The following is a 26,041-nucleotide window of genomic DNA, read 5'->3' as shown; positions in this document are numbered from 1 at the left end:
GCCGTGACAGGGGTGACGGGGGAAGGCCGGAGCACGCTGAAGGCGTCTGTGAAGGATGCGGGTGCTCGGTGCGCTGGAACGAGCTGCCCGTGAGTCGTGGTGGGCGGTGTGCCCGTGGGTCGTCGTCGGGAGTGTGGTGGAGTCGGGAGGCCGGGGCTTTCGGACTCAGGAGGTGCCAAGGACGGGACCGGTGCTGGCCCGCAGGGAGATCGGCGGTGCGAGCAGGTGGCTCCGGGCCGGGGCGCCGGGGTCGTCCAGCCGCTCGACGAGGAGGTCGACGGCGAGACGGCCCATCTCCTCCGCCGGTACGTTGGCGGCGGTGAGCTGCGGAGTCACCGTCTCCGCCCACCGGCCGGCGACGACCCCGGTGACGGAGAAATCGCGCGGAACATGACGGCCCGCCTGGGCGAGCCCCCGGTAGAGGCCGCCGAGCGCGGCCTCGTTCAGCGTGACCAGCCCCGTGGTGGCCGGGTCGTCCCGCAGGATCCGCTCCAGGCACGCTTGCCCCGAGGCGGCGTCGTCCCCGCAGTTGTACGTCCGCACGGTCAGCCCGCGTTCGGCGGCGGCCTTGGTGAAGCCGTCCAGGCCACGGTGCGCGGACTCGTATCCGGCCCTCATGAGTTGCTCGGGACGGTTGACGAAGGCGACCCTGCGGTGGCCGAGGTCCGCCAAGTGGTGGACGCACGCCTCCACCAGCACGGTGTGGTCCAGGCCCACCCACCAGCCGCCCTCCGGGTTGGCGGTGCGGCCGATGGAGACGGAGGGGAAGCCCAGCTCGGCCAGGTGGTCGACCCGGTCGTCCGCGAGCCTGATCTCCATGAGGATGGTGCCGTCGACGCGCCGCTCCCCCAGCAGCCGCTGGAAGGAACGGTCGCTGTCCACGCCGCTGGGAGACAGCAGCACGTCGTAGTCGTGGGCCGCGGCAGCCTCGACCACGCTGCCGATGAAGTCCAGCTGCATGCCGGTGTAGTGGTTGCCGGCCGGCGGGAAGACCAGGCCGATCGTGCTGGTCCGGCCGTTCGCCAGAGCGCGGGCACTGGCGTTCGGGCGGTAGCCCAACGCGTCGATGACCTGCTGGATCTTCCGGCGGGTGTCGTCCGAGACCGGGCGCTTGCCACTCAGCGCGTAGGACACGGTGCTCCGCGAGACACCGGCCCGCCGGGCGATCTCACCGATGTTCACGAAGAACTCCTTCTTCGAACCGGTCCGAGAGACCAGCCCGGTCGTCGAACCGGTTCGCGTGAAGTGAAGTTAGGAACAAGCCGGACGGCTGTCAACACCCGGAACGACACCTCGAGAAAAAGTACGACAACCCCAACGCTCCACGGGCTTCGCTGACATCGCTGGCGTCAGAGGCATTGCTGCGAGATTCCCTGGGTGCTAGCTTCCTGCGAACCGGTTCGATGAAGTGATCTTTCCGGCGGCGGGAGCGGGGCCCAGGAGGCGAGACGCCGACCACGTATGCAGCTGGGGGGTGTGAAGATGCGGGTGGCCCGCCGACGTCGCCGGCGGGCCGAGCTCGGCGTGCAGCATCTCGCGTCCGCGCGGTTCCGCCAGGACCCGGCCGGCCGTCTCGCGAGCGGTCACGAACCGCTGCCACTGGCCTCAGCGTCCCGCAGGTCTGCCCAGTCGGCGGCCGGCTGTCCGGTGCCCCCGGCGACGGCCCTTGCAAGGGGCGGCGTGGACGGTGTCGCTCGTCGTCTCGCCGGCGGGTCTCACCGCGTCCGCTGCCGTCCGCGACAGCTGGCATGACCGTGTGTCAGCGGCCCCCGGCCGCAGCACGCCGAGTGCCTCGGGAGTCCCGGATGGTCCGGTTCGGCGCGGCATATGACCTGGGCGCGCTGTTCGGGCGGTCAGGCGGGGAGACGCAGTGTCAAGGGCTGATGGCTGCCGCGTCCCACACGATGAGTGTGCCGCCGCGGTCGAAGGTCATGAGGTGTTTGCGGTCGAGTGACATGCGGCAGTCGAGAACGATGTCCGTGTGGGCCTCAAGGGTGTTCAGGAGCTCACCAGTGCGGGTCGACCGGATCTCCACGTGGTCGGACACAGGCACGGCCAGCCAGTCCTCGGTGGTGGTGAAAAACGTACCCGTCTGCTTCAGCGTGAAGCGCTCACGATTACCGGGCAGTTCCAGAACTCGGAGGCTGTACACGTCACCGAGAGCGATCCATGAGCCGTCCCCGGCCAGACCGAGCCGGTGGATCTCGTGCGGCTGGTCGGGCAACTCCGCGAGCATCCGGCCGGAACGCGGGTCCCAGAACAGGATCTGACGGCTGCGGCCACGGGAGGCCAGAGTCGATCCGTCGGCGGTGAGCGCCAGCCGCGACAAATCCTTTGACAGGGGCTTCGTTCCCCGGCGCTCGTTGGTGAGCGGGTAGACGAAGCTGCCGGTGAAGGTGTTGTAGGCAACCCACTCGCCGTCCGAACCGTACACGGACTCACCCACGGTACCGACCTTGAAGGGAAGCCTCTCCTCGCCGCTGACCGCGTCCCAGGCCCGTGCCTTCTCACCCACCGTGCTGGTCATGATGAAACTGCCGTCCGGGGAGACGGCGCAGTAGTGGACCCCTGTCGGACTGGGTACGGATCACCCGTCGCAGGGCCTGGGCTTCCAGGTCGTACACATGGATGTTCCCCTGGGGCCCGACCGCCACCAGCCACGTGCCGTCCGGTGCCAGAGCGAAGTCGGCTGTGGACGGCGGAAGTTGCAGCACACCACGGACCGACGACAGCGGCTGGGTGCCGTGCTGCCCGGCGCCGGCTGGCTCCTCCTGTTCGGCGTGGTGGTCCGCACCCGCGCGCGGGAGCGGCGCAGGGCTCAGGGCTTGTCGCAGCTCGGCCAGCTTCCCCGGATCCAGTCGGGAGCCGTCCTCCTCCCCGCTCATGACCTCATTGATCACTGAAGCGGTGGCCCGGGACTCCGGGGAGTCGACCAGGGCCAGATCGGCCAGAAGGCTCCGCACGCCGTACCGCCGGATCTTCGCGATCTGCCAATCCGGGGACCTCACGAGTCCGGTGGCCTGAGCCGGGTCGCAGTACCGCATGTGCCACACCAGATGCCGCCACCAGTACCCGGCGCCGGCGGGCAGAGCCCACCACGGGTCACCGGGTTTCAGCAGCACGAAGGCGTTGTGTACGAGCTGTCCGTGCCAGTCGGCCTCTTCGCTCTCCGACCAGCGCGACCTCAAGCGCCCGTGGAGCCCCTCCGGGACGGTCAGCCATCGCATGCCGTCGCCGGCCTCGGTGATGTCCACGAGACCCACGCGATGGAAGTCGTCAAGCAGGCCCAGGGTGTGGTGGATGTATAGACCGGGACCGCCCCGCGGGTTGCCAGCCCGCCATCGCCGGTCCGCCTCCGCCATGACGTCGCCCTCTGCCCCGGGTTGACGACTCGAGCATCCCGCCTCCGAAGCTCCCCTACGGTGGCGGACACCTGTCGTCCATGCCGACGGGGGCTGCTGCCCCGTAGGGAGTGGCAGCGTGGCCGACGAGACACCTCTGGTACGCAGCCTGCGGGCTGCCGTTACCGCAGCACCGGACGACCTGCCGCTGCGCCTCCACCTTGCCCGACTGCTGCTCGACGCAGGGCAGAGCAACGAAGCCGTCACCGAGGCGCCGCCGTGCTGCAAAGGGATCCCGCCCACCCGGAGGCCCGTGCGTTGATGAGCCGGGCTGTCACCGGCGGGGCCGCGGCCACCCCGTCCGGGCAGCCGCCCGGCCGAACCGGTTCAGGCTTCGACTGGCGTGCCGCCGAGCAGGAACTGTCCGGTCTTGTCCCCCCGCGATTCGTCGGCGAGGAGGCGGGGCACGGGGCGGTCACCTCTGCCTGGGAAGTGGAGGCAACCGGCTTGCGTCTGACCGACGTCGGCGGGATGGCCGAGGTCAAACAGCGTCCGGAGGCGGCGTTCCTCGCGCCGATGCGTAACCCTGAGCTGCGCCGGCTGTACGGGAAGAGCCTGCGTGGCGGTCTGCTGCTCTACGGTCCTCCCGGCTGCGGGAAAACCTTCCTGGCCCGCGCGGTGGCCGGAGAACTCGGCGCCCGCTTCATGCCGGTCACCCTCGATGACGTGCTGGACATGCGGATGGGCCAGTGTCTTTCCATCGGCAACATTGCGGCGCTTCGCCGGTCCCGCACAGTCCATGACCTCGAAGGACCCGGACGGATCGGTCTGATCTCGGTCGTGTCTGTGCCGAAAACGGGTGGACGCGCTATGCCCGCATGCGGCCGAGGCCCTTGCCCCCGGCCGCATACGCTTCGTCCCCGCGGGGCGAGTGAACGCCCCGATGTCGGATCAGAGCGAGGTGAGCACCCTGATGCGGTCGGCGATGGCGCGGCGAGCGACATCGGAGGTGAAGGCAATGGAGTCGAACTCGTGGGGAGCGCCGGGGTGGAGGTGGAATTCGACCGGTACTCCGGCGCGGCTGAGCTTCGTCGCGTAGGCCATGTCCTCGTCGCGGAAGACGTCGATCTGACCGACTTCGATGTAGGCAGGTGGCAGGCCGGTCGCGTCTTCCAGCCGGGCCGGAGCCGCCGTGGGCGGGACGTCGACGCCGCCGGCGGCGTCGCCGAGCAGTGCCGGCCACGCGGTGAGGCTGTCCTCGTACGACCACAGCGCGTACGGCGCGATGTGCGGATCGGGCGTGACGGTACGGTCGTCGAGCATCGGCATGATGAGGATCTGGCGGGCGATCCCCGGGCCGCCGCGTTCACGTGCCAGGATCGTCAGTGCCGCGGCCATGCCGCCTCCGGCGCTGTCGCCCATGACCGCCACCCGGTCCGGGTCGACCCCCAGTTCGGCGGCGTGATCGTGCAGCCAGCGCAGCGAGGCGTAGGCGTCTTCGAGCGGTGTCGGGAAGGGGTGCTCGGGCGCACGGCGGTACTCGACCGACAGCATCGGCACGCCACTGGCGGACACGTAGCGCGAGACGGGCCCATCGAAGAGGTCGATGTGGCCGAATATGTAGCCGCCGCCGTGGAAGAACAGCACGGCAGGTCCGGGTTCGGCGCCGTCCTTGACGTACCAGCGCAGCCTGATCTGCGCACCGTCGTCCGCCGTCGCGTGGTAGTCGGTCGTCCTGACGTCGTCCGGGATCGGCTGCGCCGTTCCTGCCGCACCGATGATCGGCTCCCACATGGCACGGCGGCCCACGACGTCGCCGACCCCCGGCGGCGTGACCCCCTCCTCGGCCATAGGGGCCAGCGCTTCGGCGATCTCGGGATCGAGGTCGAGTGACATGGTTGTTTCCTCCGATGGTGCGAATGGATCTGGTGAGGGAGAGGTGTCAGGCGGCGGGCGGAACGACGATGGACTTGCCTGACAGCGCCCCGGTAGCGGCTCGGGCGTGGAGTGCCGGCAGCTCGCGCAGCTGCACATGCTGGGCCACGTCGACGCGCAGTTCGCCGCTGTCGATCAAAGCGACCAGATGCGCCAGCTGTTCGGCGTCGCTGCGTACGTAGACGTCGATGCCGTTGACCCCGCGTTTCTCGTCGCTGGGTGCGGGCATCCACACCGTGGTGTTCACGACGACACCACCCGGACGGACCAGTTCGGCCAACGCGGCGAGCTTCGCCGGTTCGACGGGCGCGAGGTTGAGCACGACGTCGACGGGTTCGGTCACCGCCGCGCTCAGTCTGGTGGTGGTGTGGTCGACGATCTCGTCGGCACCTGCAGCCTTGACGCGGTCGCTGCTGCGCGGTCCGGCCGTGGCGATCACCTGTGCGCCGGCGCTCTTGGCGAGTTGCACGGCGTAGCCGCCCACGGCCCCGCCGGCACCGTTGATCAGCACTCGCTGACCGGACGTCAGCTTGGCGTGGTCGAACAGGGCCTGCCACGCGGTGAGGCCCACCAGCGGAAGCGCGGCAGCATCAGGAAGCGGGATGCTGCGAGGGGCCGGTGCCAGGATCTCCGCCGGAGCCACCACGTACTGCGCGGCCGCGCCGTCCTCCGTCATCGGCAGGAAGCCGACCACCTGGTCACCGGCCCTCACGCCGTTCACACCCGCGCCCAGCGATTCGACCGTGCCGGCCACGTCGATTCCGGGAGTGTGGGGCAGCGTCACCGGGATGGGACCCTGCATGAGGCCGGCCCGGATGTTCCCGTCGACGGGGTTGAACGACGTCGCGGCGACCCGGATGAGGACTCGCCCCGCCCCGGGTACGGGCTGTTCGACATCCTCGTAGCGGAGGACATCGGGGTCACCGTGTTCGTGGAAACGCACTGCCTTCATGAGACATCCCTGCTTTTCGGTTGATTCCAGGTGTTGGGTCGAAGCACCCGTGACTCGTCTGCTGAGGCTTCGGAGCAACGGCTTTGCTGGAGCGTGCCGGTCGGAGTAACGGCCGGAGCGCCCACGGCGGAAAGGAGTTGGAGCTTCTCGTAGGTCGGTGAGCCCGGAGGGGCGGAGAGGATCAGCAGTTCCTGGGTCTGTTCCGGATCGACCAGACGCCGGCAGTACAGTCGCAACTCGCCCAGCTCCGGATGCCGGTAGCGTCTGATCCCGTCGCGGTGGGCGACGTTCACCTCGCGCCACCGGAGCCAGACGTCGGCGAATTCGGGGCAGTCCTCCAGCAGGGCCGCCACGATCTCGCCCGCCCTGCCGGCGGGGTCCGCCGTGTGGGCAGCGCGGAGCTGCCCGGTCAGGATCCTGCTGAGCAGTTCATGGTCCTCGGCGGGGTGGACGGCACGCTGCGCCGGATCGGTGAACCACCGGTAGACCAGGTAGCGCGGCAGTCCACTGAAGCGGGAGCAGTCACCCAACAGGGCGATTGCCGGCCGGGTCTGCAGCAGCGTCTCGCCGAAGCGCGACATCACCAAGGCGGGTGTGTCCGATAGCCGTTCGACGATGCGCATCATGGCGGGACTGACGTGGTTCTCCCGCAGGGCCCAGCGCGGTGCGGAGTGCCCTCCCAGGTCGAAGAGCTGGTCCCGCTCGCTCTGAGTGAGCCGCAACCCGCGGGCGAGCGCGGCCAGCACCTCTTCGGACGGTGCCGGGCCCTGCTGTTGCTCGATCCTGCTGTAGTGGTCGACCGAGATACCGGCCAGTGCGGCCACCTCCTCGCGCAGCAGTCCACCGGTGCGGCGTCGGGGACCACAAGGCAGCCCGACGTCCTCCGGCCGCAGCTTCTCCCTTCGTGCCCGGAGAAGCTCTGCCAGTAGCGCCACGTCCACGTCGGCCTCCCTTTGTTCGACCTGTCAAGCGTGGCGAGGACCGGCGACCGGATGAAGGTCGCACTTATCCACGGACAAGTCGTCCGTGGATGAGGCGCGTCGGCAGGAGCATCAGGACCGGCAGGGAGCAGGCCGGACCCGCTTGCCGGTCCCGCACATGCCCGGGCCGTCGCACGGCACTGCCGAACCATCCCGGAGACTCTGACGACAGCCGTGTCCGCGCCGCTGCGACGAGCACGCCGGATCCCGCCCGCCGCCTGCCCAGGCTGGTGCATCACGGGCCGCAGTAGACCCGCTCGGACCTGCTCCACCGACGGTGCCTTCCCCAACGGGGCGGTTATCCTTGACAGGAAGTCACCGGCCCGCGACTACCGCCGACTGAGCCTGTCGACGCCGTCCGAATGATGCTGACGAACCACTCCGCCTTCGGGCTCGGTTCGGGGCACGGAGAGGGAATGGGGGGAAGGGTGGACCGCGTACTGCTGGCCGATTTCCTGCGGGCACGTCGTGAGGCGCTGCAGCCGGAGGACGTCGGGCTTCCCCGTGGGGCCCGGCGCCGGACCGGTGGACTGCGGCGCGAGGAGGTCGCGGCGCTGGCCGGCATGTCAGCCGACTACTACAGCCGAATCGAGCAGCGTCGCGGACCGATGCCGTCTGAGCAGATGCTCGCTGCCCTCGTTACAGCGTTGAACCTCGACCCCAGCGAGAAGGAACATCTGTTCGCTCTGGGCGGATACGCGGCCACGCGTCATGTCGTGCTCCCCGACGCCGTGAGCCCAACCATGAGACTCGTCGTCGAGCGGCTCGCCGACACCCCGGCAATGGTGTTCTCCCAATTCGGCGAGACGCTGCTGCAGTCTCCTCCGGCGCTCGTTCTGTTCGGCGATCACAGCCACTTCAGCGGTATGTCGCGCTACCTGGTATACCGCTGGTTCACGGATCCCGCGCAGCGCGCCCTCTATCCGCGCGAGGATCACGAACTGCGGGGCAGGGTCTTCACCGCGGAGATACGGGCGGCCTACACGACGAATCCGCGGGGCAGGGCCGGCGAGATCGTTGCGGCGTTGCGCGACGCCAGCCCAGAGTTTGGTGAGGTCTGGCGGCGGCACGAGGTGGGCGTCATCCACCATCACGACCTGAAGCGTTACCTGCATGCCGAACTCGGGGAGTTGGAGATGTACGCGCAACGGCTCCTGGACCCCGACACGGCCCAGGAGTTGCTCATCTTCTCCTCCATCCCCGGATCGACGAGCCACGGAAAGCTCCAGCGCCTGACCACCCCCGCAGCCGTGACAGCCGCCCGCCACCTCCAGTGAGCACCGGCGCTCACCCCCGTGCCGCCACTGCTGTGCTCCACGTCCCGTCGCCGTCGCACCCGTCCACCCACGGACAAGTTGTCCGTGGTTAAGGGGACCCTTCATCCGGTTCCTGGCCGACGACATGCTGGTGCTGTCAACAACGGACGAGCCGCGAACGGCCGGGACCGTCACAGGACGTTCCGGGGCGCGCCGTTGGGCGAATCCTCCGAAAGCGTACGCCCGCGGTCACCACGCGGTGCCACCGTCCGGCTCCGAGTACCGCACGCCGACATCGCCCGGCGCCGGCCCTGACCGAACCGCCCGTTCCCGACGCGCTCGCATCGGGAACGGCACTCCGTACGGCCTCGACGTCCCGTGCCGTCCCGTCCGTCGCCAGCCCGACCAACCACTGAGGAGACATCACGATGATCCCCGACGACGACCCTTCACGTCCGCTGACCGTGGCAAACCCCGACGCCCCAGGCACGCGGTACATCTCGCTGGTGGGCAACACGTACGCCATGCTGATCACCGGCGAACAGACCGACGGCCGGTACTGCCTGATCGACATGCGCGTACCCGACGGCGGCGGGCCGCCGCCGCACCGGCACGACTTCGAGGAGATGTTCACGATCCTCGAAGGCGAGATCGAGTTCACCTTCCGCGGTGAGAAGCACACCGTGGGAGCCGGGTCCACGATCAACATCCCGGCCAACGCCCCACACAACTTCCGCAACACCTCGGGCGCGCCCGCCCGCATGCTGTGCATGTGCACCCCCGCCGGCCAGGACGAGTACTTCATGCGCATCGGCGACATCGTCGCGGGCCAGGACGCGCCGCCACCAGTGCTGACGCAAGACGAGCTCACGGAACGCCGCCGCCGAGCGGCCGAGCTGGCCCCGGCCTACCGCAGCGAGTTCCTGTAGCCGGCGCCGGCATGCGGCACCGCTCCGTCATCGTCCGGCGCGAGCAACGCCTCCGTGGCCGATCCGCTCGGCAGGGTCCCCGCCTACGGGGACCGCCGACTGCCGGTACCGGGCGGCGGCCATCGCCGCCACGGCGTTGGCCGCCACCACCGATGACAGCACCCCGCGACCTACAGGCGGCGGCATCGCGCTGGCCGCTCTCCTGCTGTGGCTCGCCAGCTACCTGCGCGTCAACGTGCCCATCGACAAGAGACTCCGCGCGGCGGCGGCCAGCCGCACCGTTCCGGCAGACACCAGGCAGCTCCAACAACGCCGGGACAGCGTCATCTGGTCCCGCGCCCTGCTCCAGACCACAGCGTTGAACGGTCTCCTCGCACTCCTCAGCTCCTGAAGAACCCGCTGACCGCGTCTCCGCGCCTGCCCGGCGTTCGGTGACCGCTACTGGGCCCTCATCACCGGGCAGGCGGCTGCTCGCTACGGCCCGAAGGACATCACCCCTCGCGCCTGATCGGCGTGCGCAGCGCTTCGGCCATGCGTCCGAGGTGGCCGGAGAGCGGGCCGAGGGTGAAGAGGCCGCCGCCGACGACGAGTTCGCCGGCGGCGGGGAGGAGGCGGTCGTGGGCGCGCTGGAGGCCGGCGCGGTCGCCGAGGCGGAGGGCGACGTGGGACTCCAGAACGCAGCACACCTCGTACAGCAGGTCGGGCGGCGGTTCGGGGAGGGCGTGGAGGGCCTCGCGGGCGGCCGCGGGGCGGCCGTCCGCGAGCAGGGCGAAGGGCTCGGTCCAGGGGCGGAACGGGCCCCAGTCGAGGCCGGGGTCGATGGCGACCGGGGCGGTGGACAGCGGCTCCTCGGGGGTCAGCCGCAGGGACAGGAGCGCGAGCGGGAGCAGGCCGCGTTCGAGGCCTGGCATGCCCGCGCCGTGCAGGCGCGCGGCGGCGGCACGGTACGCGGTCGCGGCCTGGCCGGGGCGACCGTGGGCGGCGAGTCGCATCGCCCGGTACCACTGGGTGAAGACGCCGGCCAACGGCAGTTCGTGGCGTTCGGCGAGCGCGTCCGTGGCTGCGGCGTGCCGGTCGGCCGCCGCGAAGTCGGCGAGGGCCGAGCGGGCCTGGAGGCGGATGAGGTGGCCGAGTACTTCGTACGTCACCAGGCCGTGCCGGGCGGCGAGTTCGACGAGTTCGGCGCCGATCGCGTCACGCCGCGGTGCCAGGCCGGCGCGGGTGCAGGACTGCATGAAACCGGCGTTGAGCGCGAACGCCAGGAGCGCGGGATCGTCCAGGCGCCGGGCGATTCCCTCCGCCTCCCGGGCGGCTTCCGGGCCGCGCGGGGAGCGGACACCCCGCGTCTCCAGGGCAATCGTGGCCAGCAGGCGGCAGCGCGCCGCGTCCTGGGAGCCACCGGGCCGTGGCAACGCCGCGAGTGCCCGCTCAGCCGCGACAACGATGCGCCGGGCGAGTTCGGGGTCGTCGCTGCGGGTCCAGATCGCGGGGACGTCATACGCGCCGATGACGCGGGCGGTCAGTTCCGGGTCGCCGAACTCCTCGGCCGCCGTGACGGCCTCCAGACGGTGTCGCTGCGCCTCCTCCAGGCCGCCGCCCCCGGTGACCGCGAGGTTCCTGATCAGGCCCACGGTCGCCTCCAGCCGGGCTCTGGCGCCGGTGGCGACGGTGCGGTCGTAGGCGGCCGCCGCCCGCGTCCACAGCCGGGCCGCCGTGGCGGCCGGCTCGGCGGGCAGGTCGAGGCCGGGCGCGTGGGCGAGGATGTCGGCCTCCAGGCGCCGCAGCGCCGGACCGGGGTCGACGCCCAGACGGTCGGTGAGAACGGACCTGGCTTCGCGCAGGGCCGCCAGTGCGTCGCCCTGCCGGCCCTGCCGGTACAGGGCGAGTGCCAGCAGCCGGCGTGCCTCCTCGCGCAGCGGGTGGCCGGACAGCAGCACCTCCAGCCCGGGCACGGCCTCCGCGGCCCGGCCGAGGGCCAGCAGCGCGCCGGCCCGCCGCTCCTCCGCCTGCAGCCGCAGTTCGCCGAGACGGGCGCGCTCCGCCCGGGCCCAGTGCTCGTCGGCGAACTCGGCGTAGGCGGGTCCCCGCCACAGCCCGAGGGCGTCCTCCAGCCGGGGCAGCGCGCGCTCCGCGGGCAGACCGGCCGCCACGGCGACGGCCGCCTCGAAACGCCAGGCGTCCACGGCGTCGGACTCCGGGCGCAGCGCGTACCCCGGACCTTCCGTGACCAGCAGGCGGGAGGGAGCACGCCGCGGGCGGTCCGGCTCCAGGGCATGTCGCAGCGCACCGACGAAGGTCTGGACGGCTCCCACGGCACCGGGTGGCGGGTCCGCCCACAGGTCCTCGACGAGACGGGCGACCGGGACGACACGCCGGCGGGCGACGATCAGGCGTGCCAGCACGGCCCGGTGCCGCGGCCCCTTCAGGGCGAGGGGGCCGTCGCCGCTCTCCGCGACCACAGGTCCCAGCACGCCGAACGCGACCCGTTCCATCGCCACCTCTCCGCACGTCCTCCCGCCACGGTACGCGCCGGACGGGAGGCGCCCAGGGCCCGACCTCTGCTGACCGGAGCCGGCCCGCGCTGACCAGGTGCTGATCCGCGCCCGGCAGGCTCGTGGTCGTCACCACGCCCACCAGCCCGAAGGAACCTCCCATGGCACCGGTCATCCCCGGCTTCGACTACCGGACCGTCCCCGCCGCCGACGATGTCGCGCTCAACGTCGCCGTCGGCGGGTCGGGCACGCCGGTCGTGCTGCTGCACGGCTTCCCGCAGACCCACCTGATGTGGCGGCATGTGGCCGTCGACCTCGCCGCCGATCACACGGTCATCTGCCCGGACCTGCGCGGCTACGGCGCCAGCGGCAAGCCCGCGGAGAACGCGGCGGGCACGGCGTACTCCAAGCGCACGATGGCCGCCGACGTCGTCGCCGTCGCCCGCGCGCTGGGGCACGAGCGCTTCGCCCTGGCAGGACACGACCGCGGGGCGCTCGTCGCCTTCCGCACGGGCCTGGACCACCCGGCGGCCGTCACCCACCTCGCCTCGCTCGACGTGCTGCCCACCCTCGACATGTGGGACGTGATGCGCGGCACCAGTGCGGCCGTCGGTTTCCATCTCTACCTCATGGCCCAGCCGCCCGGACTGCCCGAGCAGATGATCGGCGCCGCTCCGGACGCGTTCTTCGGGCACTTCCTCGACCAGTGGGCCCGTGACCCGCAAGCGATCCCCGAGGACGTCCGCGCCGCCTACCTCACCGCTTCGCGCGCCGCCGTCCCCTCCATCGTCGCGGACTACCGCGCCTCGGCCGGGATCGACGTCACGCACGACCGGGCCGACCGCGAGGCGGGCCGCCGGCTGGAGATGCCGGTGACCGTGCTCCAGCAGGATTGGGGCGCGGTCCTGGGCTTCGACGCCGCCGCCCTGTGGGGTGCCTGGGCAGCGGATCTTTGTCATCTGGCCGTCGACTGCGGCCACTTCATGGCCGAGGAGGCCCCGGGGGAGGTGGTGAACGCGCTCCGCGAGCTGCTGGCCCGCGACCACGCGTGACAGCACCACGCGTGACAGCATCACGCGCCCCCGGCCAGCTCGATCCGGGTCCTCGGGCAGGGCCAGGGCGTCCTCAACGGTCCACGGCCCTCGCATGATCAGCGGCGTCAACGCTCACGCTTCCCGCAGTTCGCGCAGGCCGGGCAGCGGCGGCGGCCAGGGGACAAAGCCCCGTTCCCCGTGGCAACCCGTTCGGCACCGCCTGACGGGCGGCCAATGATCGAGGCCCGGGTCATCCGGACCATGCCGGACGACCCGGGCCTTGCCATGCGTCGGGGGCTGGTGCGTCGCGGACGGTTTCGAACCGCGGGCGTCTGCTCCGTACGTTCGGGCCAAGCCTCGTCAAGCCTGGCGGGAGTCGCCTTCGCAGGGGAGTCTGACGGAGAAAACCGCCTCCGACCGCTCGCACATCGCCGACGGCGAGGTGAGCGGGTCCGCAGCCAGGTCAGATGTCGAGGATCCGCTCGCTGATCACCTCGAGGAAATCAAACCGCTCGGCGGTACTCGAACCCGGCTGCGGCCTGAAGACCACCATGCGGTGGCCCGTGGCGGCACTCACCACGATGTCGCACTGCACGTCCAGCGGCCCGGCGTGCGGATGCACCAGCCGCTTCCGCGTGGAACTCAGCGGCTTGACGGCCATCTCGTTCCAGTAGCGCGTGAACTCCTCGCTGGCGTGCAGCAGATCATCGATCAGCCGGTCCGCGACCGCGTCACTGCCGCGCCGTGCGGCGGCAACCCGCAGATCCGCGGCGTAGCCCCGACCGATGGCCTCGTGCTCCTCGGCGACGTTGAGCGCGCGCGACGCCGGATCGGTGAACCAGCGCCACGTCACGTTGCCGGCCCGGGTGTCCCCCAGCGCCCAAGTGCCGAACAGGGCCTGGCTGAGCCGGTTCTGGGCGACCAGCGTGGACAGGTCGTCCATGACCTGCGCGGGCACCGTCGTCAAGGCGTCGAGGAGGAACATCATCGCCGGGTCGACGTACCTGCCTGCTCCCCCGGCAAGCGGCGGGGCGTAGCCGGCGAGCCGGTAGAGGTGGTCGCGCTCGTCCACGGACAGACGCAACGCTCCCGCCAGACTCGCCAGTATCTCCTGCGAGGGGTGGGCGTTGCGGGACTGCTCCAGCCGCTCGTAGTAGTCGACGGAGATGGTCGCCAGCAGGGCCACCTCGGACCGCCGCAGCCCGGGGGTGCGGCGGCGTCCGCCGGCGATCAACCCGACGTCGGACGGTCGCAGTGCCTCGCGGCGGGCCCGCAGGAAACCACCGAGGTCGTTGTGGTGCATGGCATCGCTCATTCCTGGATGGCCTTCATTCCCTCCGCGTAGTACCGCTCACCCGTCACCTCGTCGGCGGCGATCACCTCGTCGAGGTTGCTCAGCGTGCCGGCGTCGAGGGTGAGCGCCGCGGCGACGACGTTCTCCTCCAGGTAGGCGCGACGCTTGGTGCCGGGAATGGCAGTGACGCCCTGGGACAGTACCCACGCCAAGGCCAGTTGCCCCGGTGTGATGTCCAGCTTCTCGGCGATGACGCGCACCCTGTCGGCGAGGGCGAGATTGTGGGCGAAGTTCTCGTCGCTGAAGCGAGGGGCGGTGCGCCGCCAGTCGCTCTGCGGCAGGTCGTCAAGCGTGCGTAGCCGCCCGGTGAGGAAGCCGCGGCCCAGCGGGGCGTAGGCCACGAAGCCGATGCCCAGTTCGCGTGCGGTGTCGAGCACGCCGTTGCTCTGCACCGTCCGGGTGAACAATGAGTACTCGGTCTGCACGGCCGACAGTGGCGCCACCGCGTGGGCGGCGCGGATCGTGTCGGCGGACGCCTCGCTGATGCCGAGGTAACGCACCTTGCCTTCGGTGACGAGCTCTCCCAGCGCCCCGAAGGTCTCGGCCACGGGCACGTCCGGATCCACGCGGTGCTGGTAGTACAGGTCGATACGGTCCGTGCGCAGCCGGCGCAGGGAGCCCTCCACCGCTCGCCGCAGGTACTCCGGTCGGCCGTTCGGGCCACCGACGACTTTCCCGGAATCGTCCAGTGTCAGCCCGCCGAACTTCGTCGCCAGCAGCACTCGGTCCCGGTGGGGCGCCACCGTGCGCCCGAGCAGTTCCTCACCGGTGAAGGGGCCGTACATGTCGGCGGTGTCGAAGAGGGTCACCCCGAGCTCGATCGCCCGGTGGATCGTCTCCACCGACCCGGCGTCGTCCCGGGTGCCGTACATGGCGGTCATCCCCATGGTGCCCAGGCCTTCGACCGACGTCGCCAGTCCCTGGCTGCCGACCGGGTGCGTCCTGATGCTCATACGTGTCTCCCTCCGGGTGGCCGCCGCTGCTCGGCGAGCACCCGGCCAGCCTCCACCCGCACGGACTGGCTTCCAGCGTCCGGTTCAGACCCGTCTTCCGAGGACGACACTACGTCCGGTCCCGTGAATGACCTGCCGCGCGCTGGCTGACCTGCTCTCTTCGCGGTATGCCTCTGCCATGTGCGGCCTTCTGACGTGCCCGGTGGTCATCGCCATGACACGACGGCGCGGTCCAGGGGGTGCCTACCATCCGCCGAACGGGTGACCTTGGCATGGAGGTTCCCCGTGATCTCGGACACGTGATCGTTGTGCCGCAAGGGTGACACGCCCTTCGCCTCGGCAGCTGACTCGCATGGGACCGATGAGACGACGCCGGCCGTGCGTCACCCACCCGCCGGCCGGCGCTTCAGACGAGATGCGTCTCCTGACAAGGGGGCCGTCCTGGAGCGTCCACGGCCGCGTCGAGCAACCGACGGGCGCCCTCACGGACGGTGTCCCCCATCAGGGAGCCGTTTGGGATGGTGCCGCCCTCGTTGACCACGCTCAGCACGGGGGTGCCGTCCTCGTGCTCCAGGCTTCTTCTCTTGATGCTGCTCTCTTCTTCCTTTCCGGGACCTGGTGGTAGGCGCACCACTACCACTTCTTGCGCTTGCGCCACATCAAGTTCAGAGGCTTCCGTTGCGGGGAACGGCCACTGCGTCCTCCCCCGAACGTTTTCTCACAGCTCCCATTTCAGGGCGATGCCTCTTGACCTGCCACAACGGGGTTCAGGATCAGATGCTTTCTCTCTGGCGACCGCAGACCTCGGTGGCGCCGCATCCGGTTCGCCGGTGTCCGCGTCACTTCGTGCTGCGGAGCTTCACCCCCGGCGGGTCTGTCGCCTGTGCACGATCCCCCTTATGCGGTCAGGCGGTCAGCTGTCGGAGCATCTCGGCCGAGTCGTGCAGGTTCGTCATCTGTACGAACCTGCCGTCACGGACCTTGTAGATGGCGTACTCGACGATCTTGAACGAGGCGCCGGAGGCCGGCACGCCGAGCCATTCCTTCACCGGCGTGCCGGTGTTGATGGCACGGACGGCGATACCGTCCCGATCGAGCAGCAATTCGTCGATCTCCCAGCGGATGTCCGGGACAGCGTCGGCAATCCCCTTCAGGACCGTGACGACGTCGTCGCGGGTGCCGGGCCGGCCGCCGAGCATGACCTCGTCGTCGATGAACTCGTCCATGCGGTCGAACTCGTGGGCGTTGAGCGCGTCGGCGTAGCGCATGTACCAGTCCCGCAGATTGTGCTCGGCCATGACGTTCCTCTTTTCAGTCGTGCTGCAGCGATCTGAACTGCGAAAACTTCCGCACCGTTCGGTGCATAAATCGAGAGTAGCACTTCAGCACCGATCGGTGCACAAGCGGTAGGATGAGGGCATGCACACATCGCAGATCGGCCGCCCGCGGACGTTCGACGCCGAGGCGGCGCTTGACAGGGCGATGATGGTCTTCTGGGCGCAGGGCTACGAAGGCGCCAGCCTCGCCGACCTGACCGAGGCCATGGGCATCTCCCGCAAGAGCCTGTACGCGGCCTACGGCAACAAGGAGGACCTGTTCCGCAAGGCGCTGCAGCGCTACGAGGAAGGCCCCGGTGGCTACGTCACCGAAGCGCTGGAGGCACCCACCGCCCGCGAGGCCGCCGCGGCTTTCCTCGCCGGCGCAGCCCGCGCCACCACCATGCCCGCTCTGCCCGCTGGCTGCCTCGGCGTCCAGGGCGCACTGGCCACCGGCGAGACCGGACGAGTTGCCCACGACACCCTGGCCGAATGGCGCGCGCACGGCCAGGCATTGCTCCGGGAACGGTTCCAGCTCGCCGTCCAGGAGGGGGACCTGCCTGCCGAAGCTGACCCGGAACGGATTGCGCGCTACGTCATGACGATCGCGAACGGCCTGGCCGTGCAGGCTGCGGGCGGGGCGTCGTGCGAGAACCTGCAAGAGGTGGCCGACGCGGCTATGCGTAATTGGCCACCGGCCTGACTGACGACGCGGTCTGCGACCGTCGGAACCGTTTTCGAGCCCAGCCCGTATGGATCTCCGCTTCGGGTGGCTGGGGCCTCCCCCTGAGTGGTGGACACCCCGATACCGGATCTGCTCGATCCGGAGGAAGCGAGAACACCGCCGATGGCGATGAAGGACCTCGGACGAGCTCAAGGCCGATGCCATGGCCCTGCACGAGTCCACGCCCAAGGCGACCTACAAACGCAACGGTGACGCGGGTGCCGCAGGCGACCAGCGTCAGCAGGCGAACCTGCGGATAGCCGGTCCCGCCATGGTTGCCCACCTGCTTGGTGAACGTGCTCAAAACGGCCCAGGGTGTCAGGAACCGTCAGGATGGTGCCGTCCACTGCGACCACCAGCAGCCCGCGCCAGCTGGCCCCGGCGCCGTGCGCGGTTGGGAGCCGGTCCGCGCAGCGGGTCGGACAGCGACAGCCACCGCAGTGGCTTGGCTCCGACCCGGCGGCGCGCCTGGGCAAGCGCGCTCGCCGAGGGCATGGCCACGGGTAGACCGGCCAGTGCCCCGGTGTGCTTGCGCCACACACCGGGGTATCCCACCTCCGGGAACAGGCACGCGGCCAAGATCAGGTAGATCACGACCCGGGACGGCAGATCCCGCAGCCGCGTCTGCACCGCCCTGCTCGCCCCCAGCGCCTCGTCGACCGTCTCGAAGGGTACGAGCTGCATGAGCTCACCGAGATGCCCTGGTGCGAAGAGGCCTTCGGCCACCTGGACGGCACGGGTGATGGCAGACTGTCCGGACAGTGGAGCCTCCGGTCTTTGTGAACGGCTTGTCTTGGCCGACTGCCAGTTCTACCGGGGCTCCGCTCCTCACATCCGGCCAAACCACCATCACGCGCCCTGGACAACACCACGAGACCCGTCAACTTCACGGCCTTGGGGATGGCTGATGGCCGCCCGATATTGCCGAGCGCTGTGCACTGAGCCCCTGACCTGGGTTTTCGCCCAGGTCAGGGGCTCACGCGCGTCATCCGGAACCGTTCAGGTGAATCCGTTCACGGCGGTGTCCAGGTCAGGTCGAGGGGCCCTGCATGGCATCGATGAGCCGGTGGCGGGCCAGGGCGTAGGAGAAGTCCGGGACGGTGTGGGTGCCGTCACGCAGGTCGCGGGCCAAGTGCGAGTAGAGCGCGGCCACGTTCCGGGAGGGACCCGCGAGCTCCTCGGGGATGTCGGCGCGGTATTCGGCGGGTACCTCGATCGGGGAGACGGCGGCGTCGTCACCGAAGCCCCCCTGCAAGGTGAGGTCGGCGATCTGCATGTTCCCCCAGCCCGCGGTCAGGACGAGGTCGCCGTCGGTGCCGTTGATCTCCCAGCGGAAGTTGTCACCGCGCGAGGTGCCGCCGCGGTAGAAGACCGACGCGGCCGCCCCGCCCTCCAGCGTGCCGATCAGGGAGATTTGGTCGGCCGCGGTCACCGGCAGGACGCTGCCGTCGTCGGTCACGGTGACCTCCTGGCGCCCCACGACGAGGTTGGACGAGTGGTGGGTGAATTCCCCGAGGGTCGCGCTGAGCGCGTCAATGGCGTGCAGGGCGGCGGCGGTCAGCGGAGTGGCGCCCTGGGTCCTGTCGTACCAGTACGCGTGCGCCCGGGTGGTCTGCGGTCCCCAGACCATGCCCGAGCCGACCATGGTGGTGCCGATGACCCTGCCGATCCTGCCCTCGGCGATCAGCTGGCGGGCGTAGCGAAGCTCGGGGTGGTAGCGGCCCTGGAGGCCGATGACGGTGCGCACGTCGGCGGTCTCGGCGCGGCGGACCAGGTCGGCGGCCTCGGTCCCGTCCAGTGCGAGCGGCCACTCGCTGTAGACGGTCTTGCCCGCGTCGATCGCGGCCGAGACCAGCTCCCGGTGGTGGGGCACCTTGACCGCCACGACCACGACGTCCACACCCGGGTGGGCGATCAGCTCCGCGTGGTTGTCGAAGGCCGCTCCCACGCCGAAAGCGGCCGCGGCGGCGTCGGCGGATTCCTGGCGCGAGGTGCTGATCGCGCGCAGTTCGAAGTCCGGCAGCGCCTTGAGCGCCGGGACGTGGCTGATCGAGGCCCAGCCGTGCCGGCTCGCGCCGATGATGCCGATACCGATGGTGCTCATGTGTCTGCTCCTGCGAGTGTCCCGGTGACGTGGGGTGCGTGTGTCCGGCGTGTGCGTGTCCGGGCGGGCGAATGCCCTGGGTAAGGGGGCGGCCGGAGACCGGATTGCTGCTGTCTCCCTGGCCGCGTTCCCCAGTGAACGCTATCTGGAATGAGAAGTCAAAATAGGTCTACGTTAGTGCCGGGTGGGCGACACACCTACTGTTCGGGGGCACGTGCGGCTCCCGGCGTTAACTGACTGATCATTCCCGATTCGGATAGCTGGTCGGCATGGCCAGGATCCGGAGAGTTCGACACCGAAGTGGCGGTGGAGGCGGCATTGGACGCCTTCCACGCCAAGGGCTACGAGGGCACGTCCGTGCAGGACCTGGTGGTGGCCACCGGGGTCGGGCGTGGATCGCTGTACGCCGCCTTCGACAGCAAGGAGGGGCTGTATCTCGCCGCCATGGACCGCTACCGGGAGAAGCACGCCCTGCCCCTGATCGACATCCTGCGTGCCGGGGCCCCCGCCCGGGAGCTGATCCGTGAGGAGCCGCTCGACACCGTCGACACGATCGCGCAGGACGGCAGCCGCAGGGCTTGCCTGATCGTGGGCGCGGCGATGGAGCGCATCTCCCATGACCCCAAGGTCGCCGCCCATGTGCGTGCCACGACTACCTCGTTGGAGGACGCGCTGTACGAGGTCATCGTGGGGGCCCGGTCGAAGGGCGAACTGCCCGCCGGCCGCAGCCCTCGCGACCTCGCGCGGTATCTCATCGTGACGATCCACGGGCTGCGGGTGCGGGGGGCCATCAACCCCGACCGGGCCTCGCTCGCCGCGGTCGCGGAGGTCGCCCTCGACGCTCTCGGCTGAAATTGCCCGTACCGGACATGTGAAGCACCCCGCGGCTCGGCCGCGGGGTGCTTCACATGTCCGGTGTCTAGGAGTGGGCAGGGCGCAGGTCCAGCGCGGCGAGGTCGTCGTCGTCGGCCGCCCCTGCTTTCTGAGCGGGGGGCTTGCCCACGTTGACCGCGAAGAAGGCGATGAGCGCGGCTGCGGCGAGGAAGCCCGCCGCCCACCAGTAGGCCACCGCGTAACCGTGCACCAGCGCCGCCTTGTCCACGGGTCCGGCGCTGTGGCGGGAGGCCAGGTAGTCGGCCGTCGCTCGGGCGGCGATGGTGTTGAGCAGCGCGGTGCCGATGGAGCCGCCGATCTGCTGGGCGGCTCCGGTCATGGCGGAGGCGACGCCGGCGTCGCGGGCCTCGACGCCATGGGCGCCCAGGCCGAAGGCAGGCATGAACGCGGTGCCGATGCCGACGCCGACCACCATCTCACCGGCCGCGATGAAGGCGAAGGACGAATCGGCGTCGAGCAGCGAGAGCATCAGCACACCGATGCCGGAAACCGCGAATCCGGCGCTCATCAGCACGCCGGGGCGCACGCGGTGGAAGAGGCGGGCGCCGATCTGGGTGGAGCCGATCGCCTGCAGGACCGCCATGGGGATGAAGGCCAGCCCGCTCATCACGGGCGAGTATCCCTTGACCAACTGGAAGTAGTAGCTCAGGAAGAGGAACATGCCGAACATGGCGATCACGGACAGGCCCAGGGACAGGTAGGCCCCGGCCCGGTTCCGCTCGGTCAGGACGCGCAGCGGCAGCAGCGGCGACTTCGCCTTCGACTCGAGCAGGACGAAGGACGCCAGCAGCACCACGGACAGGACGAACATGCCGATGGTCATGGTCGAGCCCCAGCCGTCGTCCTCCGCCTTGGCGAAGCCGAACACCAGGGCGACGGTGCCGCCGGTGGCCAGAACGGCTCCGGGCAGGTCCAGACGCCCACGGCGGGTCTGCCGGCTGTCGGCCCCCACCAGTTTCAGGACGCCGACGATACCGATCGCGGCGATCGGCAGGTTGATGTAGAAGCCCCAGCGCCAGTTGACGTACTGCGTCAGGACGCCGCCGAACAGCAGGCCGGCGCCGCCGCCGGCCGTGGCGATGGCTCCGTAGACGCCGAACGCCTTCGCCCGCTCCTTCGCGTCGGTGAATCCCAGTGAGATCAGCGCGAGTGCGGCGGGGGCGAGCAGCGCGCCGAACACGCCCTGGAGCGCGCGTGCCGCCAGCAGCGTGGGGAGGTTGGGCGACAGGCCGCCCACGGCCGAGGCCACCGCGAATCCGACAAGGCCGGTGACGAAGATCTTCTTGTGGCCCCGCAGGTCCGCCAGCCGTCCGCCGAGGACGAGCAGGCCGCCGAAGGCGAGGCCGTAGGCGGTGATGACCCACTGCCGGCCGCCGTCAGAGAAGCCCAGGTCGTGCTGTGCGGACGGCAGGGCGATGTTCATGATCGCCCCGTCCAGGAAGACCATCAGCTGGGCGATGCCGATGAAGATCAGCGCCTTCCAGCGCCGGGGGTCCGGTTGAAGGGTGGTCGTGGACATGTGCGTGCTCCTGAGGAAGGGCGAGAGGAAAGGGGGAGGCCGACCCCGACGGGTCAGGACCTCTCGGCCTGCGGCCGGTCGCTCGTTGCCCGACGAGGCGGGAACGTCCGAGATTATGGAATGAGCGTATCAGAACATCGAGGCGCAGTCTGGCGTCCCGAACCTGCACCAAGGTCCGCTTCCGTGCCTAAGGATCGGCCGCCCCCATGGCATGCGGACGCCGTCCAGCCGTGGCATGCGTGGCGGTCGATTGATGATCACCTCCTTTAACTTGACTTAACGTTCCACTATTCGTAGCGTCGGTTCTGCCCGGCACAGTGTGGTGACGAACCTGCCGACGTGGCCCCTCTGTCTCGTAGGGACGGGGTCCGCCGGGACCACTGCATCGCATTGGCCTCGGGGGCCGCCGAACGGGCGCTACCCGAACGCCGGCACCCGAACGCGGCACTTGAATGCCGCACCAGAAAGGGACACCAATGACCTCCGACCGCAGCAAGACTGCCTCCGACCGCCGGTTCTCCAAGCGGGCGGCCATGGTGACGGCCGCCGCCCTCCTCCTGGCCGGAGGAGTGGCCACCGGTACCGCGACGGCCAACGCGCACCACTCGCACGACGACAAGGCCGGCAGCGCTTCCACCGCCGCGACCGTCCGCAACCTCGCGGACATCCAGGACATCGAGAAGCTGAAGGCCCGTTACTTCCAGGACATCGACACCAAGCAGTGGGCCGATCTCCAGGCGCTGTTCACGCCCGACGCGCACATCAACACCGGCCAGGAATTCAACAGCCCGGCGGAACTGGTCAAGGCCACCAAGACCCTGATCGCCGACGCCCCCACCGCACACCAGGGCCTCCTTCCGAACATCACGGTCAAGGGGGACACGGCAACCGGCACCTGGGTCATGGAGGACTACGTCAGCCTGAAGGCAGGCGGCGGTTTCCACGGCTACGGCCAGTACCACGACACCTACAAGCGCATCGACGGACGTTGGTACATCACCGGATCGGTGCTGAAGCGGTACCGCATGGACACCCTCCCCGACACGGGCCCCTACCGGGCCCCGCAGAAGACCAACTGACCCGGTGCGAACCTCTGGGGCGCCGCCGCACGGAGAACCATGAAAGCCGTCGGAGTGTCCCGCTTCGGAGGACCGGAAGCCCTGGAGGTCTTCGAGATTCCCGAGCCGCACGCCGGTCCCGGCCAGGTCCGCATCCGGGTCCACGCCGCGACCGTCAACCCGGGGGACCGCTACCTGCGCAACGGAGCGATCGCCCACCTGGCGCCGGGGCCGCCTTGCATACCCGGCATGGAGACGGCCGGCGTACTGGACGAGATCGGCCCCGAGTCGTGACCGGCCCGCGCGTCGGTGACCGGGTGACGGCCATGACCATGCCGCTCATGGAACACGCCGGCGGCTACGCCGAATACGTGGTCCTCCCCGCCAGTTGGGTCGTCCGTGCACCGGCCGGCGTTACATACACCCAGGCCGCGACCCTCCCCATGAACGGCCTCACCGCCAGGCAGGCCCTCGACCTGCTCGCCCTGGCCCCGGGACAGACCCTCGCCGTCATCGGCGCGGCCGGCGTCATCGGTGGATACGCCGTCCAGCTCGCCAAGGCCGACGGCCTCACCGTCATCGCCGACGCCTCACCCGCCGACCGGGAGTCGTGCACGCGCTCGGCGCCGACTCCGTGCTACCCCGCGGCGCTGCCGTCACCGACCACATCCTGCGGGCGGCCCCCGGCGGCGTGCACGGCCTCCTGGACGCAGCCGTCCTCGGCTCGGCCACCCTCACGCCCGCGGTCCGGCCCGGCGGAGGGATCGCCGTACTGCTCGGCGAAGGCGCCGAAGCCACGCCGCCCGGCGAACTCGGCCGCCGCTGCGTCCGCCTGCGCCAGGTCAACGTCCCCGACTCTCTCGGCGACCACGTCCGACTCGACCGCCTGCGCGCCCAGGCGGAGGACGGCGTCCTCACCTTGCGGGTCGCCGGGGCCCTTCCTCCGGAACAGGCTTTTGACGCCCACCGCCTCCTCGAAGCGGGGGGCGTTCGCGGCCACCTCGTCCTGCAGTTCCGGGAGGAGGACGCGGACGGGTAATCGTGCCGGAAGGCCGGCCAGTCAGCCGCTCCCCCACCGGTGCGCAGCCGTGCCCCGCCATCCCACCCAGCGCGGATCGTCGACCACCAGGTTCGGATCCGGGCAGTCCGACCGCAGGATCAACAGCAGGCCGCGGCCGGAGAACGCCGCGCCCACGTAGTCGTCCTCGCTGCTGCAGGCACGGTGCGTCGTCACCAGTCGGCCGCCTCGAGGCGACAGGCCGTGCACCACGAATTGTGCATCCTCCGTCGCCTCAGCCCGCACCAATAGCAGCCGCGCCGCGCACCCGCCCCCGGCGGACGCACCCAGCCGTACCGGGCCGTGAGGGGCGCCCGTTGGAGTGGCCGTCCGACTGCCCGGCGCGCGTCACCGAACCCACTGCCAGGTGGTGGGCTGCAGTTGGTCATGCGCTCCACCGCTCAACGGCACCAGCCGGTGCGCATCGCCGGGTCCTCAGGGCGTCACGCCCGCAGCGGACTTCGGCGTCTGGTGCTCACCGTTCCCCCGAGACGCAGGCGGTGAGCACCGGGCCCGGGGCGTCCTTCGGCAAGTTGTCGCAGCCCGGCCGGCTCGTGGCGCGCGAGCTCGCGGACCCGGCGTCGCAGCCCCTCGTAGCCCCGCCGCGGCAGAGCGAGCTTCCCCTCGCCGCCGACGGCCCGCTTGTCGACCGAGAGTTTCGGGCGGTCGGCCTCAGGCTTCGGCTGGAACCCGGGCCCGCAGCGGCCGGGTCAGGCCAGGGTGAGTTCGTGCCTGATGAGCTGAGCCAGCACGGAGGGCCGGGAAAGGAAGGGTGAATGCGAACTCTCCAGCCGCAGGGTCTTATTGGCGCGCTCGGAGAAGAGTTCCTGGGCGAAGGGCGGGACGGCCTTGTCTGCTTCGCAGATGATGTAAGTGCTGGGAATCGTCTGCCAGGCAACCGCGGTGAGCTTTTGGGTGATGGCGGCGTAGGACTGGAAACCCAAAGCTACTGCCGCCTTCTCGGCAACGCCCCCGTCCACGTCACCGTAGAGCACGTCGACCGGGCCGGAGACGGTCAGAAAGTCGCCGACCCCCTCCTGCCGGTGGAACTCCCACCAGGGCGCGGGGCTGCCGCCCACGCTCGACAGCAGGGAATCTCCGGCGTCGAGCTGGAACGCGGCGAGGTAGACAATGCTCTTGACGTTGGGCGTCTCGACAAGGGCCTGGGTGGTAGGGATGCCGCCGTAGGAGTGCGCGACGACGACCACAGGCCCATCGATCGCCTCGACCGCACTCTTGACGGCAGCTGCGTCGGAGTACATATCGCCCAGTGTCTTGGGATCATCACCGGACGAAGTGAGAGCCACCGTGTGGACATCGATGCCGGACAGGTCATCGATGAGGAGTTGCAGATGCTCGGGCTTGTGCCACGCTCCGGGCACCAGCAGTAGCGACGGCAGGGTCATTCGAACCTCGCTGAGCAGGCGATGCGTTGGCCATGATGTGCGGGCCCGCCATGTAGGCCCTCAGGCCGCGGGATACTTCCAGGGCTCCGCTCTTGCTCGCCCTTCCTCGCCCTTCGGCTGCCGTGACGCAAGGGTGCTCGAGCGGGTGGGTGCCCGCCTCGGCCGGCCAGGGCGGCGACCCGAATTTTAGATTATTTGTGCCATCTTACACGCGGGGCGACGCCCGTGTTCTCTGGAACGTGGACGGTCTCTTATGCTCACTCGCCGGTGTGGCGGAATGGCTGTAGGGGTGCCGGCCGGCCGGTCGTCGCCCCTATCCACGCCGGCCACAAGCCCTCATGACCCTCGCCGCGGACCCAGGCCCGGCCCTGCCCGAGCCGACCAGCACCGAGCGGGAGTTGCCGGACGGCCGCCCTTGGACAACGGGGGCGAATCTGCTGCGCGAAGCCGCAACGCTGCCAGCGACGCCCATCGTGTCCGGCTACCCGCCCGGGCCACCCGCGGCTCCGGCCAAGTGCCGGGCCCGCATGGTGGCCGGCCTGATCACGCAACGCGCCACCGCAGCCGCCTTCCAGCAGCCCTGCCCCCGTTATGTTTTTCGCGGTCCTGCAAGAGGGCCGCTGGCCTCCGGGCCCGGCATGGCTGTTGCCCTACCTTCTTCATGGGTTCGCACCGGTCACTCGTAGGATCGGCGGAACCCAGGGGTTCCAGGTATGGCTGTGACTGTTCCGCCGCCG

The 26,041-nt window shown here is 70.2% G+C and carries 25 protein-coding genes and 1 pseudogene; 10 read left to right on the top strand and 16 right to left on the bottom strand.

What is annotated here, in order from left to right:
- Positions 1-165: 165 nt before the first annotated feature.
- The 3 genes from ACIP98_RS31850 to ACIP98_RS31840 all read right to left on the bottom strand — a co-directional run bounded on the left by ACIP98_RS31850 (position 166) and on the right by ACIP98_RS31840 (position 3,362).
- On the bottom strand, positions 166-1,182 hold the full coding sequence (locus ACIP98_RS31850) for a LacI family DNA-binding transcriptional regulator (protein ID WP_401979187.1): 1,017 nt from the start codon (positions 1,180-1,182) through the stop codon (positions 166-168).
- A 691-nt stretch (positions 1,183-1,873) separates the two neighbouring features.
- A complete protein-coding gene (locus ACIP98_RS31845; protein WP_319663696.1) occupies positions 1,874-2,527 on the bottom strand; it encodes a hypothetical protein in 654 nt (217 codons plus the stop codon).
- On the bottom strand, positions 2,508-3,362 hold the full coding sequence (locus ACIP98_RS31840) for a hypothetical protein (protein WP_319663695.1): 855 nt from the start codon (positions 3,360-3,362) through the stop codon (positions 2,508-2,510). Before ACIP98_RS31840 ends, ACIP98_RS31845 begins: the two co-directional genes overlap by 20 nt.
- 118 nt (positions 3,363-3,480) lie before the next feature.
- Here ACIP98_RS31840 and ACIP98_RS31835 point away from each other — a divergent pair.
- Positions 3,481-4,088, top strand: a pseudogene (locus ACIP98_RS31835) (tetratricopeptide repeat protein); the annotation flags it as partial.
- Between the two features lie 204 nt (positions 4,089-4,292).
- On the opposite strand, the gene ACIP98_RS31830 reads toward ACIP98_RS31835, so the two are convergent.
- From ACIP98_RS31830 to ACIP98_RS31820, 3 genes are read right to left on the bottom strand one after another with little or no spacing between them, the layout of a single operon-like run.
- A complete protein-coding gene (locus ACIP98_RS31830) occupies positions 4,293-5,237 on the bottom strand; it encodes an alpha/beta hydrolase (protein ID WP_319663694.1) in 945 nt (314 codons plus the stop codon).
- A gap of 46 nt (positions 5,238-5,283) precedes the next feature.
- Complete coding sequence (locus ACIP98_RS31825) at positions 5,284-6,228, bottom strand: NADP-dependent oxidoreductase (protein WP_401979184.1); 945 nt, start codon at positions 6,226-6,228, stop codon at positions 5,284-5,286.
- Complete coding sequence (locus tag ACIP98_RS31820) at positions 6,225-7,169, bottom strand: helix-turn-helix transcriptional regulator (RefSeq protein ID WP_319663692.1); 945 nt, start codon at positions 7,167-7,169, stop codon at positions 6,225-6,227. Before ACIP98_RS31820 ends, ACIP98_RS31825 begins: the two co-directional genes overlap by 4 nt.
- A gap of 467 nt (positions 7,170-7,636) precedes the next feature.
- Between ACIP98_RS31820 and ACIP98_RS31815 the strand changes: the two genes are divergently transcribed.
- The 3 genes from ACIP98_RS31815 to ACIP98_RS31805 all read left to right on the top strand — a co-directional run bounded on the left by ACIP98_RS31815 (position 7,637) and on the right by ACIP98_RS31805 (position 9,784).
- Positions 7,637-8,485, top strand: a complete 849-nt coding sequence (locus ACIP98_RS31815) for a helix-turn-helix transcriptional regulator (protein ID WP_319663691.1) — start codon at positions 7,637-7,639, stop codon at positions 8,483-8,485.
- Positions 8,486-8,892: 407 nt separating this feature from the next.
- Positions 8,893-9,393, top strand: a complete 501-nt coding sequence (locus ACIP98_RS31810; protein ID WP_319663690.1) for a cupin domain-containing protein — start codon at positions 8,893-8,895, stop codon at positions 9,391-9,393.
- A gap of 136 nt (positions 9,394-9,529) precedes the next feature.
- The gene (locus ACIP98_RS31805) at positions 9,530-9,784 is read left to right on the top strand and encodes a hypothetical protein (protein ID WP_319663689.1); all 255 of its coding nucleotides are present in this window, start codon (positions 9,530-9,532) and stop codon (positions 9,782-9,784) included.
- A 100-nt stretch (positions 9,785-9,884) separates the two neighbouring features.
- On the opposite strand, the gene ACIP98_RS31800 is transcribed toward ACIP98_RS31805, so the two are convergent.
- Positions 9,885-11,885: a BTAD domain-containing putative transcriptional regulator gene (locus tag ACIP98_RS31800; RefSeq protein ID WP_401979182.1), complete on the bottom strand. Its 2,001-nt coding sequence runs from the start codon at positions 11,883-11,885 to the stop codon at positions 9,885-9,887.
- Between the two features lie 161 nt (positions 11,886-12,046).
- Here ACIP98_RS31800 and ACIP98_RS31795 point away from each other — a divergent pair, with 161 nt between their 5' ends.
- The gene (locus tag ACIP98_RS31795) at positions 12,047-12,937 is read left to right on the top strand and encodes an alpha/beta fold hydrolase (RefSeq protein WP_401979181.1); all 891 of its coding nucleotides are present in this window, start codon (positions 12,047-12,049) and stop codon (positions 12,935-12,937) included.
- Between the two features lie 445 nt (positions 12,938-13,382).
- On the opposite strand, the gene ACIP98_RS31790 is transcribed toward ACIP98_RS31795, so the two are convergent.
- The 4 genes from ACIP98_RS31790 to ACIP98_RS31775 form a co-directional block, all read right to left on the bottom strand.
- Entirely contained in the window at positions 13,383-14,222 is an 840-nt protein-coding gene (locus ACIP98_RS31790) for a helix-turn-helix transcriptional regulator (protein WP_401979179.1), read from the bottom strand.
- A gap of 8 nt (positions 14,223-14,230) precedes the next feature.
- Entirely contained in the window at positions 14,231-15,226 is a 996-nt protein-coding gene (locus tag ACIP98_RS31785) for an aldo/keto reductase (protein ID WP_401979177.1), read from the bottom strand.
- 406 nt (positions 15,227-15,632) lie between these two features.
- Positions 15,633-15,857: a hypothetical protein gene (locus ACIP98_RS31780; RefSeq protein ID WP_319663684.1), complete on the bottom strand. Its 225-nt coding sequence runs from the start codon at positions 15,855-15,857 to the stop codon at positions 15,633-15,635.
- Between the two features lie 274 nt (positions 15,858-16,131).
- Positions 16,132-16,524, bottom strand: coding sequence for an ester cyclase (locus tag ACIP98_RS31775; RefSeq protein WP_319663683.1), 393 nt, complete (start codon positions 16,522-16,524; stop codon positions 16,132-16,134).
- A 121-nt stretch (positions 16,525-16,645) separates the two neighbouring features.
- On the opposite strand from ACIP98_RS31775, the gene ACIP98_RS31770 reads away from it, so the two are divergent.
- Positions 16,646-17,245 carry a TetR/AcrR family transcriptional regulator gene (locus tag ACIP98_RS31770; protein ID WP_319663682.1) on the top strand — a complete coding sequence of 200 codons (600 nt, stop codon included), beginning with the start codon at positions 16,646-16,648 and terminating at the stop codon, positions 17,243-17,245.
- 339 nt (positions 17,246-17,584) lie between these two features.
- Here ACIP98_RS31770 and ACIP98_RS31765 read toward each other — a convergent pair whose 3' ends face one another.
- Positions 17,585-17,950 carry a transposase domain-containing protein gene (locus ACIP98_RS31765; RefSeq protein ID WP_401979174.1) on the bottom strand — a complete coding sequence of 122 codons (366 nt, stop codon included), beginning with the start codon at positions 17,948-17,950 and terminating at the stop codon, positions 17,585-17,587.
- 346 nt (positions 17,951-18,296) lie between these two features.
- Entirely contained in the window at positions 18,297-19,370 is a 1,074-nt protein-coding gene (locus tag ACIP98_RS31760) for a Gfo/Idh/MocA family oxidoreductase (RefSeq protein ID WP_319663680.1), read from the bottom strand.
- A 306-nt stretch (positions 19,371-19,676) separates the two neighbouring features.
- Between ACIP98_RS31760 and ACIP98_RS31755 the strand changes: the two genes are divergently transcribed.
- A complete protein-coding gene (locus tag ACIP98_RS31755) occupies positions 19,677-20,222 on the top strand; it encodes a TetR/AcrR family transcriptional regulator (RefSeq protein ID WP_401979173.1) in 546 nt (181 codons plus the stop codon).
- Between the two features lie 67 nt (positions 20,223-20,289).
- Here the strand turns inward: ACIP98_RS31755 and ACIP98_RS31750 are convergent, their stop codons facing one another.
- Positions 20,290-21,783 (bottom strand): MFS transporter, encoded by a 1,494-nt coding sequence (locus ACIP98_RS31750; RefSeq protein ID WP_319663678.1) that lies wholly within the window; start codon positions 21,781-21,783, stop codon positions 20,290-20,292.
- A 476-nt stretch (positions 21,784-22,259) separates the two neighbouring features.
- On the opposite strand from ACIP98_RS31750, the gene ACIP98_RS31745 reads away from it, so the two are divergent.
- The 3 genes from ACIP98_RS31745 to ACIP98_RS31735 all read left to right on the top strand — a co-directional run bounded on the left by ACIP98_RS31745 (position 22,260) and on the right by ACIP98_RS31735 (position 23,880).
- Positions 22,260-22,862 carry a nuclear transport factor 2 family protein gene (locus tag ACIP98_RS31745; protein WP_401979172.1) on the top strand — a complete coding sequence of 201 codons (603 nt, stop codon included), beginning with the start codon at positions 22,260-22,262 and terminating at the stop codon, positions 22,860-22,862.
- Between the two features lie 39 nt (positions 22,863-22,901).
- On the top strand, positions 22,902-23,135 hold the full coding sequence (locus tag ACIP98_RS31740) for an alcohol dehydrogenase catalytic domain-containing protein (protein ID WP_401979170.1): 234 nt from the start codon (positions 22,902-22,904) through the stop codon (positions 23,133-23,135).
- Between the two features lie 316 nt (positions 23,136-23,451).
- Complete coding sequence (locus ACIP98_RS31735) at positions 23,452-23,880, top strand: zinc-binding dehydrogenase (RefSeq protein WP_401979169.1); 429 nt, start codon at positions 23,452-23,454, stop codon at positions 23,878-23,880.
- Positions 23,881-23,901: 21 nt separating this feature from the next.
- Here the strand turns inward: ACIP98_RS31735 and ACIP98_RS31730 are convergent, their stop codons facing one another.
- Positions 23,902-24,075 (bottom strand): hypothetical protein, encoded by a 174-nt coding sequence (locus ACIP98_RS31730; RefSeq protein ID WP_319663675.1) that lies wholly within the window; start codon positions 24,073-24,075, stop codon positions 23,902-23,904.
- 533 nt (positions 24,076-24,608) lie between these two features.
- Positions 24,609-25,304 (bottom strand): alpha/beta hydrolase, encoded by a 696-nt coding sequence (locus ACIP98_RS31725; protein ID WP_319663674.1) that lies wholly within the window; start codon positions 25,302-25,304, stop codon positions 24,609-24,611.
- Positions 25,305-26,041 lie beyond the last annotated feature (737 nt).

The sequence above is a fragment of the Streptomyces sp. NPDC088354 genome (genome assembly GCF_044753585.1).
Taxonomy (GTDB): Bacteria; Actinomycetota; Actinomycetes; order Streptomycetales; family Streptomycetaceae; genus Actinacidiphila.
This window is presented reverse-complemented; position numbering and strand designations above follow the sequence as displayed.